We start from the raw sequence: 10,683 nt of genomic DNA, 5'->3' as shown, positions 1-10,683 counted from the left end.
ACCCCCACCCGGCCAACGCGTACCATCCCAGCGGCCACGAGGCGGGCACCGGCGTCTTCCCCTACGTCGTGACGACCTACCGGCTGACCGAGCACTTCACGGCGGGCGGCATGAGCCGGTGGTCGCCGTACCTGTCCGAGCTCCAGCCCGAGTTCTTCTGCGAGGTCTCCCCCCAGCTCGCCGCCGAGCGCGGCCTGGAACACAAGGGATGGGCCACCGTGGTGACCGCCCGCGGCGCCGTGGAGGCACGGGTACTGGTCACCGAGCGGATGCGCCCCCTGCGGGTGGGCGGCCACGCCGTGCACCAGATCGGGCTGCCCTACCACTGGGGGCGCAACGGTTACGCGCGGGGCGACGCCGCCAACGAGCTCACCTCCATCGCGCTCGACCCGAACGTCCACATCCAGGAAGTCAAGGCCCTCACCGCCGACATCAGGCCGGGCCGCCGCCCACGCGGTCCCGAACTGCTGACCCTCCTGGCGGACTACCGCGAACGAGCGGGCATCACCGAACACACCGGAACGGAGGTACGGGGATGACCGGCGGCGACGGCGACACGCGGTCCATCGGCGGTAGCGGCAGCACGACGTCCACCGGCAGCACGGAGGCGTCCGGCAGCACGAAGTCCATCGGCGCAAGGTCCATCGGCAGTAGCGGCGACACCACGTCCACCGGCAGCAGGGGAGCGTCCGGCGGCACGGGGGCGACCGTGGCCGGTGGTACGGGGGCCCGCGAGGTGACGGCCACCGCCGAGCGCGTGGGCTTCTTCACCGACACCTCCGTGTGCATCGGCTGCAAGGCGTGCGAGGTGGCGTGCAAGGAGTGGAACGCCATCCCGGAAGACGGCATGGAGCTGACCGGGATGAGCTACGACAACACCCAGGGACTCGGCGCGTCCACCTGGCGGCACGTCGCCTTCATCGAACAGAGCAAACCGGTGGCGCCCAAGGACCGCCGGCACCAAGGGGACGAACCTCGCGAACCGCACCCCGCGGGGACGGAAGAGGACGCCGACGTCTTCGCCCTGGCGGCACAGGGCTCCGGCTCCTCCGAACTGCGCTGGCTGATGTCCTCCGACGTGTGCAAGCACTGCACACACGCCGCCTGCCTCGACGTCTGCCCGACCGGCTCACTCTTCCGCACCGAATTCGGCACGGTGGTGGTGCAGGAGGACATCTGCAACGGCTGCGGCTACTGCGTACCCGCCTGCCCATACGGCGTCATCGAGCAGCGCCCCGACGACGGCCGCGCCTTCAAGTGCACCCTGTGTTACGACCGGCTCGGCGAAGGCCAGACGCCCGCCTGCGCCAAGGCGTGCCCCACCGAGTCGATCCAGTACGGCCCGCTGGACGAACTGCGGGAACGGGCCGCTGCCCGAGTCGAAGAACTGCACCGCGCAGGCGTACCCGACGCACGGCTCTACGGCCACGATCCGGACGACGGCGTGGGCGGCGACGGCGCGTTCTTCCTGCTACTCGACGAACCCGAGGTCTACGGCCTGCCACCCGATCCCGTGGTGACCACCCGTGACCTGCCCGCCATGTGGAAGCACGCGGGCGCAGCCGCGCTCACCCTGCTGGGCGGGCTCGCCGCCGCCTTCGCGGCAAGCGGCAAACCGCAGACCACGCGCGGCATCTTCGCAAGGAGGCAGCTATGACGACGGCCCCGCTCAACGGCGGCAAGCGGCGCCGCAAGCGCCGAGGCGAACAGACGGTCGTCCCCGACGCCGAGTTCACCTCCTACTACGGCAAGCCCATCCTCAACACCCCCGAGTGGAAAGCCCTCAACATCGGCGGCTACTTCTTCCTCGGCGGACTCGCCGGAGCCGGCTCGCTGCTGGCCGCCGGAGCCAGGGCGACGAAGCGGCCCGTGACGGCGCGCGCCATGAAGATCACCTCCACGGTGGCCATCGCGGGCTCCGCCGCGGCCCTCGTCCACGACCTCGGCAAACCCGCCAGGTTCGCCAACATGCTGCGCGTCCTCAAACCCACCTCCCCGATGAGCGTCGGCTCCTGGCTGCTGGCCGCCTACGGCCCGCTGACCGGTGCCGCCGCCGTCTCCGACGTGACCGGTCTCCTCCCACGCGCCGGGGACGCCGCCACCGCGGGCGCGGCACTGCTCGGTCCCGCCGTCGCCACCTACACGGCCGTACTGGCCGCCGACACGGCGACTCCCGCCTGGCACGACGGCTACCGCGAACTGCCCTTCGTCTTCGCCGGCTCCGCCACCGCTGCCGCGGCCGGCACCGCGCTGCTGGCCGCGCCCCTGCGCGAGAACCGGCCCGCACGGCACGCCGCCCTCTTCGGCGCCGGGCTGGAAGCCGCAGCGACCCACCGGATGGAGTCCCGGCTGGGCATCGTCGCCGAAACCTACCGCGAGGGGCTCGCGGGACGGCTGATGCGCTCCGCGAAGGTGCTCACCGCGGCCGGGGCGCTGGCCGGCGCCGCGGTGGGCGGCCGGAACCGCGGGCTGGCGGCGATGAGCGGAGCAGCGCTGCTGGCCGGATCGGTCTGCACCCGGCTGGGGGTCTTCCACGCGGGCCGCGCGGCACTGGCCGATCCGAAATACACCGTGGTGCCGCAACGCGAACGGCTACGCGCCCGCGAGGCCGCCCAGGCCACCATGGCCGCCTCGGCGACGGAGCAGGACCACACGCCGCCCTCCGAACCGGCCTGACACCGGTCGCAGACCACGGACCGCCCACATGACCGCCCACACGTCTGGGCCGAGCCAAGCGGAGCCAAGCAGAGCCGAGCCGAGCGCCGCGTGAAAGATTTGGCGGAGTGCCGCGTGAGAGATTTGAGGGCGGGAGACGCTAGGGACGCCAGCGGCGCAGCTCGGTGGTGTCCTCGTACGGCATCGGATCGGGGTAGGTGAGCAGTTCGAGGGTGCTCCCCCAGGGGGTGCGGCAGTAGAGAAACCGGTTGCGGGGACCGGCCTCGGGGCCCGGCAGCGGGCGGGGCTCACCCAGCACCGTCCCGCCCGCCTCGCGGACGGCCGCACAGGCAGCGGACAGATCCTCGACATAGCAGGCCAGATGCTGCCAGCCCAGATCGCTGGGGACCGCCGCCTCGCGCCGGCAGGGTCCGCTGAACTCGAACAGTTCCAGTCCTGGACCGCGCGGCAGGCGCAGCATGCGCATGGCCACCTGCTCGGTACCCGTTGGTACTCCCAGACGCCGTACGGTCTCCTCACCCCCCTTGGGTCCTTCCTCCCGCGGCAGCGTGTCGTACAGCTTCTCGGCCCCGAGCGCCCGAACGAAAAATTCCGTAGCGGCCTCGATATCGGGAACGGTCACTCCGATGTGGTCGATTCCCCGTACGACGTGCATTTCCCGTACCACCCTCACCCGCGTAACCGCTTCACCGAGCTGCCTTGAGCTTCGCGCAACGTCCTCACGCTCCTTACCACCACCTCCGGGTGGGCTCCGCAGCTCTCGGACTGTTCTTACATCGGAATACCCGCGTGAATGATCTTCCCATTGTTGCGGCGCAGCCGAATGGTGATGTCGTGGGCCAGGTGGCGGATGATGGGCCAGCCGAAGCCTCCGTTTTCCCCGCCCTCAAGGCTCCCCGGAGGCCGCTCCCTCGGGAGCGCGGAACTGGAATCCCCCACGTCAACTGTGAGGGTGTCGCGCGTGGCTCCCAATTGGAAGTCCGTGACCCCGTTCCCGTACCGCAGCGCGTTGGTCACCAGCTCCGATACCACCAGCAGGAAGACCTCCCTGGTCTCCTGCGAGACCGGCGGCACGAGAGTGGTGAGGAAATCCCGGGTGAGCCGACGAGCCTCGAAACTGCTGCTCACATAAGTGGTCTGCGCCATGGCCGCCGGAAGAGTTTCCTCCTCCTCGTCCTGAAGGGCTGTTGCCTGATCCATGTCTGTCTCCCGTCTTCGCGGTCGCTCACCGTGGACAACGGCCGGTCCTCGCGAATGTGGGGGTCTTTCCTCTCCCCGGCGAAGTAGTACGCAAAGCGTGCCACTCCGCCGCCCGCCGAACGGTGCCCCGCGTGAACGCTCGAACGGATGCAGGGTCAGTTACCCGGCGCTTCCGTCTTCATGCATCGGCCCGTGCGGAGCTGAGAGAGGTCAGACCATTCCGGAGACCGTGACGGTGACACGCACCGGCGTTTCGCCGAAGGAATCCACAACCGCGGACCGCACCCCGCGAGTGACATCCAGCGCTCGGTGACCACGCTGCAACACGATGTACACCTCCGCCGTCCACGGCGAGCCGGGGCGCACCCGGACGCCTGCCGTCGGTTCGGTCTGGCGGCGGTCTGAGCCCCTTCCTGCCCTGGCGAGAGCCGAGGCGGAGGCCCGCAGCCTGCCTGCCAGGCCAGGCTTCAGAAAGGCGACACCCGGCACCTGGAGAGCCGCTGCCGCCACGGCCGCGACACGCTGCTCCCGCTCGTCACCGGTCATCGATGGTCACCTCCCAGCCACCGGCCGCGGCTCGCCCCGGTCCACTCCGCACGCGATCCGGCCGCCCCGGCATGGCTATCTCCTCGTCGTCATCCTCGTCGGCGTAGATGTCGGTGATCCGGATGTCGATGGCGGCGACATCCATCCCCAGTTCGTGGTCCACCGCCATGCGCACCCGCTCACGCACCCCGTCGGCCACCTCCCGCAACGGAGCAAGATCGGAGACGGCCACCTCCAGCTCCACGTGGGCCGGGCAGCGCCGCTCCTCCATCGGCCCGGCGGAGACGAACTGCTCCAGTGGCGGGCCGATGCGGCAGGAGCCCGCGTGCACCCCCTCAAGTGACTCGGCCGCGGCCCGCACCGTCTTCGCCGCAGCCGCCTCCATGATCCACAGGTCCTCAGTCGTCTCCCCCAGCGGAAGGGGGCGACCAGGGCGCAACTCCAGCCGCACCACGTCCATGACCCGCGCGGTCAGTGCCGTGGTGTCCCACCCCCGTCCGTCTCCGTCCCCCGGCTCCGAGGCCAGCACGTTCCGCACCGTGTCACCGAGCAGACCGAGCTCCGCACGCGCCGCCGAGCAGTGCGGGCATTCGCGCAGATGCGGGTCGCCCACCCCCTGGTCCTCTGCTTCCCACACCTCCGAGAGCAGCCGGCCGCACGGCAGCCGCTCATCGACCCCCTCATCCTCGATCTCCTCCATCGCGGCATCCTCTTCGCCCATGGTGGGAACTTCTGCCGGGCTGATCGCTCCCGCAGGAGCGGCCTCCTCCTGCGGGAGATGCCCGTCCTGGTCTCCGTCTGCTCCGTGCGCCGGATAGGTCTCGTCGTTTATCGCCATGCGCCCATCGCCTCCGTCAGACAGCGCCGCGCGCGGAAAACCCGTCCCCGAACCGCCTCCGGGCGGATACCGACCGTCTCCGCGATCTCCTCATGGGACAGCCCGTCCATCTCCCTGAGCACCCAGCACACGCGCTGCTCGGGTGAGAGCCGCGCAAGAGCCTCGAACAACGCCTTGGCCGCCGCCTGTGACTCCGCCGACCGCTCCGGGGAGACCAGGTGGTCCGGCGCGGCGGGCTCGGGAATGCTGTCCAGGCCGGTAAGGGGCCTGCGACTACGCAGCACGTTGAGACAGCGGTTGCTCACAATGCGGTATATCCACGTCTGGAAGCTGGCCTGCTGCCGGAATTCCGGCAGCTTCCGCCAGGCGCTCACCAGTGATTCCTGCACCGCGTCCTCAGCCTCCGCTCGGTTGCCGAGCAGCCGTGTCGCGAGCCGCAGCAGCGCAGGCGCGTAGCGGCGTACGAGGTCTTCGAAAGCCTCCTCATCCCCTTGCCCCGCCCGCACGGCCAGCAGCGCGTCGCGCAACACGCCCTCCGCGTCCACTGGCGGCCTCGTCTTCTCATCCCCCGGCAACGGCGGCTCCTTTCACTCGCCTCTGCGGGTTGGACACACCGGCTGCCGCTCGCGTTACGCGGTCACGGTGACCGTTTCTCAGAAATTTTTCTTCCCGCATCCGCGTAACGGATCGGCGCCGGGTGTGTCGGAAGCAGTAGACACGCACGATCCCGACTCATCGAGGAGGCAACGATGACCACACCGCAGAAGACCCTCAACCCGGCGGAGAGCAAGCTGAACCAGGCCAAGACGCCCGGTTCCACCACCGTGAGCGGCGGCGCCCCGGGTTCCGAGGAGCCGGCGCCCACCCGAGGCAAGACGTCGATCGCGGATGTCGTGGTGGTCAAGATCTCGGGTATGGCAGCGCGGGAGATCCCCGGCGTCTGGGACATGGGCGGCGGCCTTTCCCGCACCATCGGCGCCGTCCGTGACCGGGTGCCCGGCGGCCGTCCCAACGTGGGGCGCGGCGTCAAGGTGGAGGTGGGTGAGCGGCAGACCGCCATCGATCTCGACCTGGTCCTGGAGTACGGCGTCCCGATCATGGATGTCGCCCGCGACGTGCGGGAAAACGTGATCTCGGCAGTGGAGCGCATCACCGGACTGGAAGTCGTCGAGGTCAACGTCGCGGTCAACGACATCCACCTGCCCGACGAGGAAGACACCGGCTCGGACACCCGCGTCGAGTGATCCGGGAAGCGCCGTGCCGGTCCCGGCGGACGCGCGACCGGGCCCCCGGTCGGCGTGGCCCGGTCTGGAGGACGTCGGCTGGACGCGTGGGGCGATGACGGACGAGGTGAGGGGAGAAGAGGGTGAACGGAGCGTTGATCGGCCTGGTGGTCGGCATGGCCTTGGCGTTCGCCGCGTGGTTCGGCGGCTTCGGGGCGTTCCTGCTGGTGGCCGCCCTGGGAGCGGTGGGGTTCGCGGTCGGCCGGATGGTGGACGACGGCCTGGACTGGCGGGAATTCCTGCGCGGCGCTGATCGGAGGCGCCGGTGATCGAGCCCGGCCGACGCGGCTCCACCACCGTCGCCGACCGCGCGGTGCGACGGATCGCCCAACGGGCCGCCACCGAAGCGCTGCCCAAGGGCGAGGTCGTGGTCACGGACACGTCTGCCTCCGTGCAGGGGCAGCGCACCCACGTCGCCGTCGACGTCACACTCCCCTACCCGACAGCGCTGGAAGAGACCGGCACCCGGGTGCAGCAGCATCTGACGCACCGGACCGCGCGGCTGACGGGACTGACGGTCGCCAAGGCCCGGGTACGGGTGAGCGGCCTGGCGAGCCACCCGGCAGCCGACAGGTTCACGGAGCGGCCGACTGCCGGTACGCCCGCGGAACCGTCCGCCGCGCCACAGCGCCGGGCGCCGCGTCCCTGGTCGCACCGGAGAGTGCCGATGGCGCTGCTCATTCTGCTGGGGCTGATGGCGTGCGCCGTGCTGCTTGCTGACGTGGTGTCCGTGCACACCGCGGCCCGCGCCCCGTCCCCGTGGCGCAGGGGGCTCGTCGAGTGGCTCTCCGGCCACGGTCCGGGCGACGCGTCCGTCACAGCGGGTGGTGCGGTGGCCGCCGTGGCCGGGCTCGGACTGGCGTGGCTGGCTCTCACCCCCGGGCTGCGGAGGCTCCTGCCGGTCACCCCGCCCGGGGAGGGGACGCGTGTCACGCTGGATCGCCCCTCCGTGGCCACCCTCGTGCGCGATGCGGTCTTCGCCGTGGAAGGCGTCGCCCACGTCGGGGTCCGCTGCGGGCGCCGCCGTGTCCGGGTCCGCGCGGCAGTGAGCTTCGGCGAGCGTGACACCACGCGGGAGGCGGTGCGAGGCGCAGCCGCCGAGGCCTTGCGCGGCTGCGGTCTGGCCCGCGCGCCGCGGGTGCGGGTCACCGTCCGGCCCGAACCCCACTGGCGCCCGCCCGGGGAGWCCCCCGCCCCGGGCGGGTCACCCCCTACACCCGGCCGCGGCACCGCCGCAGCCTCAGCCGGTCCGGGGCTCCTGGGCGAGGAGAGCGCACCTCGTGGAGACGCCGGCAGGACGACCGGTACGACTGAGGGCACATCGGGCAGCTCCGACACGGAGGCCGGCTCGTCGCCGGGCCCCGGCGACGAAGGAGAGGAGAAGCGGGAGGCATGAGCAGTTCACGTAAGGCCGCCAACAGGACGCTGCTGCTCCTGACCGGTGCCGCACTGCTTGCCGGTGGCGTGTGGCTGCTGAGCACGTCGTCCTGGGTCGCCGACCGGGTGGGCCGCCCTCTGCCCTCCTGGTGGCCCACTGTCGAACCGGGCTCGGTGCTGCTGGATCGCGCGGGGCTGAATGAGCTGCGGGAGCACGGGTGGTGGACGCCTCTGGTCATCGCCGGTATGGCGCTGCTGCTTCTGGCGCTCCTGCTGTGGCTTCTCGCCCTGGCCAGGCAGGGCGGGTTGCGGGTGCTTCCGCTTTCCCACCCGGAAGTCACCGTACGCACGCATGCCCTGGCGGATGCGCTGACGCGGGAGGTGCGCGCCTTGCCCGCGGTAGCGGGCGCCCATGTACGGGTGCGGGCCAGGGCGCGGGAGTTGCGGGCGCACATCCACATCCGGCTGGAGCCTGGCGCCCGACCGGAGACTGTCCTCAGACAGTTGTTCGATGAATCGCTCGCCCAGGCACGGTCCACGGCAGCGCCTCGGGAGGTCAGAGCGGACGTCCGGATCAGCGTACGCTCACACCGTTCCCAGCGCGCCGCCTAGCGAGCTCAGCCGCACCGAGCGGCCGGCCTTTGGCGACGGCTTGCCGCAGCGGAGCTCCGACCACCGATCGGCCCCCGCCTCCGTCCTGCCGCACGGACGCTGGCCGACAGACCCCTAGGCGGGGCAGCGCGACGCGCGCACCCCGGCAGCGTCGTCCGCACCCCCCACCGGGCCCGAGCGACAGGCGAGAGAGGAAGCATGGCAAGACCCCAGGCACCCACCGGCGGCACCGCGTCACGGCCGCCTCGGGACTGGCGGACGGCACTCCGTCGCACGCCCCTCTCGATGTGGAACGACGACGTGTCGGACTGGGCGGCAGCCCTCACCTACTACGCGATCCTCGCGCTGCTCCCCGCGCTGCTGGTGACGGTCTCGCTCATCGGGCTGGTCAGCCCGGCCGCCACGGACGAGTTGATCGAGCACATCACGGCATGGGCGCCGGCACAGGCCGGCGAGTCGCTTCACCAGGCGCTGCACAACATGGCGGATGAGCGGTCGGCGGCACTGACGGTGGTCATAGTGGGCGGGATCAGTGCGATGTGGTCGGCATCGAGCTATCTGGCGGTGTTCCGGCGGGCGCTGCACGCGATGCATGCGGTGGAGGATCGGCGGCCGGTGCTGCGCAAGGCGCACCGCATCGTGCTGACGGCGTTCGCCGCACTGGGGCTGCTGGTGACCAGCGCTCTGGTGCTCACTCTTTCGGGGCCCGTCGCGCAGACGATCGGCCGTTGGCTGGGGATGGGCGGCACGGGCGCCGTGGTGTGGGGGCTGCTCAAGTGGCCGGTGCTGCTGTGCCTGGTCACGCTGCTGGTTGTGGTGGTCTTCCGTACCGGGCCCGCGACGCCCCTGGCGCGGCGTTACCGGCTCGCGGGCGGGGTCCTGGCCGCGTTGCTGTGGCTGGTCGCCTCGGCGGGGTTCACCCTGTGCGCGTCGTTGAGCGCGTACAGCAGGCTGTACGGTTCACTGGCCGGGATCGTCGTCTTCCTGATCTGGCTGTGGTTGTCCAACTTGTCCCTGCTGGCTGGTGCGCAGTTTACGGCGGAACTGACCGGCCCACTCGGCAAGACAGGCCAGAGAGCGACGCGCGCGGCTCCTCCCGACCGGGGTGAAGGCGAACCGGAGGGCGACGCCGAGGAGAGCGACTCGGCCGACGCGCCGTCACTTTCGGCAAGCGGGACGTACGATCTCCGTGGACGGGAACGACGGAAGCGTACGCAAGAAGTGGTGTCGAGCGAGGGCTGAGAGCGACGGGCGGGGGTGATCCCCTCCTTGACCGACAGTCTCGCTTGTGCGCGGCAGTGTGGGGGTGTCTGATGCACGCTGGCTTGGTTGCCGGGTTTGTCGGGCTCCACTCCGGGGAGGCCTGTTCGAATGGTCTGGTTTGGGATACTCGGAGAGCGCGCGTCTGTGACCGGGCAGCCGCGCACAGAGCACCGGCACGCTGCCGGGGGACGGAGGCGGAGTGAGGTCGCGGGAGAACGACCGTCTGACCATCACCCCGCTCACCGTCAAGGACGAGTGCGCGGTACTACGGTTCAGCGGTGAACTGGACAGGGCGTCGGAAGAGTTCTATCTGGACCGCATCGGTGCTGTGGTCACCTCCGGGTACCGCCATCTGGTGCTGGATGTGACCGCCCTGGTCTTCTGTGATTCGCGGGGGCTCAACTGCCTGCTCGCGTTGCGCTGGCTGCTGCACCGGAGAGAGGGCAGTCTCCTGCTCGCCTGCGTGGGACGGCGGCTGGCCGCGGTGCTCGCCCTCACGGGCAGCACGGAGGTGCTGCCCGTCTTCACCAGCGTCAGCGAGGCGCTGCGCACGCTGCCCGCGGATCAACGCCCGGAATGGCCGCCCGTCGGCAGTGTCGACCCGGGTATCCCGCTGCACAGCCCGGAGCCCCTGGAGACCTCGTGGCAGCAGGACGCGAACCCGCACCTCCCGCTGGACCCGATGGGCCTGGACTCCAGAGGTCCTGACACCCGAACGTAAGCCGGCGACCTCCGGCCGACCCGCCATCCCCTGGCCCCCCCCCCCCCCCCCCCCCCCCCCCCCCCCCCCCCCCCCCCCCCCCCCCCCCCCCCCCCCCCCCCCCCCCCCCCCCCCCCCCCCCCCCCCCGGCAGTGTCGACCCGGGTATCCCGCTGCACAGCCCGGAGC

At 71.1% G+C, this 10,683-nt stretch carries 14 protein-coding genes; 9 read left to right on the top strand and 5 right to left on the bottom strand.

Annotated elements, in window-relative coordinates:
- The 3 genes from AB8Z75_RS24480 to nrfD all read left to right on the top strand — a co-directional run.
- A partial coding sequence (locus AB8Z75_RS24480) for a molybdopterin dinucleotide binding domain-containing protein (protein ID WP_369205493.1) occupies positions 1-539 on the top strand: 539 nt, incomplete at its 5' end.
- The gene (locus AB8Z75_RS24475; RefSeq protein ID WP_369205491.1) at positions 536-1,657 is read left to right on the top strand and encodes a 4Fe-4S dicluster domain-containing protein; all 1,122 of its coding nucleotides are present in this window, start codon (positions 536-538) and stop codon (positions 1,655-1,657) included. The genes AB8Z75_RS24480 and AB8Z75_RS24475, both read left to right, overlap by 4 nt.
- On the top strand, positions 1,654-2,676 hold the full coding sequence (gene nrfD / locus AB8Z75_RS24470; RefSeq protein WP_369205489.1) for an NrfD/PsrC family molybdoenzyme membrane anchor subunit: 1,023 nt from the start codon (positions 1,654-1,656) through the stop codon (positions 2,674-2,676). Before AB8Z75_RS24475 ends, nrfD begins: the two co-directional genes overlap by 4 nt.
- Positions 2,677-2,815: 139 nt before the next feature.
- On the opposite strand, the gene AB8Z75_RS24465 is transcribed toward nrfD, so the two are convergent.
- The 5 genes from AB8Z75_RS24465 to AB8Z75_RS24445 all read right to left on the bottom strand — a co-directional run bounded on the left by AB8Z75_RS24465 (position 2,816) and on the right by AB8Z75_RS24445 (position 5,805).
- Complete coding sequence (locus tag AB8Z75_RS24465) at positions 2,816-3,331, bottom strand: VOC family protein (protein WP_369205487.1); 516 nt, start codon at positions 3,329-3,331, stop codon at positions 2,816-2,818.
- Between the two features lie 116 nt (positions 3,332-3,447).
- On the bottom strand, positions 3,448-3,876 hold the full coding sequence (locus AB8Z75_RS24460) for an ATP-binding protein (RefSeq protein ID WP_369205485.1): 429 nt from the start codon (positions 3,874-3,876) through the stop codon (positions 3,448-3,450).
- Positions 3,877-4,086: 210 nt separating this feature from the next.
- Positions 4,087-4,422 carry an Asp23/Gls24 family envelope stress response protein gene (locus AB8Z75_RS24455; RefSeq protein WP_369205483.1) on the bottom strand — a complete coding sequence of 112 codons (336 nt, stop codon included), beginning with the start codon at positions 4,420-4,422 and terminating at the stop codon, positions 4,087-4,089.
- Positions 4,412-5,260 (bottom strand): Asp23/Gls24 family envelope stress response protein, encoded by an 849-nt coding sequence (locus AB8Z75_RS24450; RefSeq protein WP_369205481.1) that lies wholly within the window; start codon positions 5,258-5,260, stop codon positions 4,412-4,414. Before AB8Z75_RS24450 ends, AB8Z75_RS24455 begins: the two co-directional genes overlap by 11 nt.
- On the bottom strand, positions 5,251-5,805 hold the full coding sequence (locus AB8Z75_RS24445) for an RNA polymerase sigma factor (RefSeq protein ID WP_369205479.1): 555 nt from the start codon (positions 5,803-5,805) through the stop codon (positions 5,251-5,253). Before AB8Z75_RS24445 ends, AB8Z75_RS24450 begins: the two co-directional genes overlap by 10 nt.
- Positions 5,806-6,009: 204 nt before the next feature.
- Here AB8Z75_RS24445 and AB8Z75_RS24440 point away from each other — a divergent pair, with 204 nt between their 5' ends.
- From AB8Z75_RS24440 to AB8Z75_RS24415, 6 genes are all read left to right on the top strand, one after another.
- On the top strand, positions 6,010-6,504 hold the full coding sequence (locus AB8Z75_RS24440) for an Asp23/Gls24 family envelope stress response protein (RefSeq protein WP_369205477.1): 495 nt from the start codon (positions 6,010-6,012) through the stop codon (positions 6,502-6,504).
- A gap of 122 nt (positions 6,505-6,626) precedes the next feature.
- Positions 6,627-6,812, top strand: coding sequence for a hypothetical protein (locus tag AB8Z75_RS24435; RefSeq protein ID WP_369205475.1), 186 nt, complete (start codon positions 6,627-6,629; stop codon positions 6,810-6,812).
- Positions 6,809-7,939 (top strand): DUF6286 domain-containing Asp23/Gls24 family envelope stress response protein, encoded by a 1,131-nt coding sequence (locus tag AB8Z75_RS24430; RefSeq protein ID WP_369205473.1) that lies wholly within the window; start codon positions 6,809-6,811, stop codon positions 7,937-7,939. The genes AB8Z75_RS24435 and AB8Z75_RS24430 overlap by 4 nt, the downstream gene beginning before the upstream one ends.
- Positions 7,936-8,532: a hypothetical protein gene (locus AB8Z75_RS24425; RefSeq protein ID WP_369205471.1), complete on the top strand. Its 597-nt coding sequence runs from the start codon at positions 7,936-7,938 to the stop codon at positions 8,530-8,532. The genes AB8Z75_RS24430 and AB8Z75_RS24425 overlap by 4 nt, the downstream gene beginning before the upstream one ends.
- A 198-nt stretch (positions 8,533-8,730) precedes the next feature.
- Positions 8,731-9,774 carry a YihY/virulence factor BrkB family protein gene (locus tag AB8Z75_RS24420; RefSeq protein WP_369205469.1) on the top strand — a complete coding sequence of 348 codons (1,044 nt, stop codon included), beginning with the start codon at positions 8,731-8,733 and terminating at the stop codon, positions 9,772-9,774.
- A gap of 220 nt (positions 9,775-9,994) precedes the next feature.
- A complete protein-coding gene (locus tag AB8Z75_RS24415) occupies positions 9,995-10,516 on the top strand; it encodes an STAS domain-containing protein (protein ID WP_369205467.1) in 522 nt (173 codons plus the stop codon).
- Positions 10,517-10,683: the final 167 nt, after the last annotated feature.

Source organism: Streptomyces sp. PU-14G (genome assembly GCF_041028275.1).
Taxonomy (GTDB): Bacteria; Actinomycetota; Actinomycetes; order Streptomycetales; family Streptomycetaceae; genus Streptomyces.
Note: the sequence above shows the minus strand (reverse complement) of the source record. Positions and strands in the feature narration are given on the sequence as shown.